General features: G+C 59.0%; 1 protein-coding gene. It reads right to left on the reverse strand.

Translation table 11 applies throughout. The features are described 5' to 3' along the window. Nucleotides 1–484 precede the first annotated feature (484 nt). Nucleotides 485–693 (reverse strand): helix-turn-helix domain-containing protein (locus BN948_RS25395; RefSeq protein WP_051756427.1); only part of this gene is annotated, 209 nt, incomplete at its 5' end.

Consider the following 693-nt stretch of genomic DNA (forward strand, 5'->3'; position numbering starts at 1 on the left):
GCATCTCGTTCAAACCTTTTCAGTCAAAGTGCTCAGCATAGACGAGCAAGTTGCTTGACCGTCAACGCGACAAAACCTGTTCAGTGCCTGGCTGGTCATTGAGGATGCTCTCGCAGCCTTCTTGCGTGAGCGGCTGCCTACAGCAATTCGCAATCCGACGAGGGATGAATCTCAGCAGCCCTGCTTTAGCGCACGAACTGCTTCGGAGGGGTGGCGAACGCTTGTAACTGGCATGCTTCATCATCGCGGCAAGCTTGACAGCTGCCGCGGTAGGGGCTCAGGTCGGCGAGTGCCTCAAATGGGGGTAACGAAACCAGCTTGCCCCTTTCTGTCCGAACGACTGCAAAGCAACAGGCATCGCCCATACGTCCAGGGATGACCATTGACCGCTCCCGCTGCAATTCCGACGCCCAGACCAGACCAGACCAGACCAGACCAGACCAGACCAGACCAGATCAGCACAGCCTGCTCTGCCCAGCCCCAGCTACTGACTCAACAGCGTTTCCAGCGACAAATCGAGCGCATCCGCGAGCCTCGCCAACGTCTGCAGCGATGGGTTGCGCGCCTGGCGTTCGATGTGCGCAATGACGGCCCTGCTGACACCCGATTGCTGAGACAACCCGTCCTGGCTCAGCATCAGCCGCTTCCTTGCCGCCACGAGGTTCTGTGCAACCACCGCCTCGATGAAGACCT

This window comes from Hydrogenophaga intermedia (assembly GCF_000723405.1).
Taxonomy (GTDB): domain Bacteria; phylum Pseudomonadota; class Gammaproteobacteria; order Burkholderiales; family Burkholderiaceae_C; genus Hydrogenophaga; species Hydrogenophaga intermedia.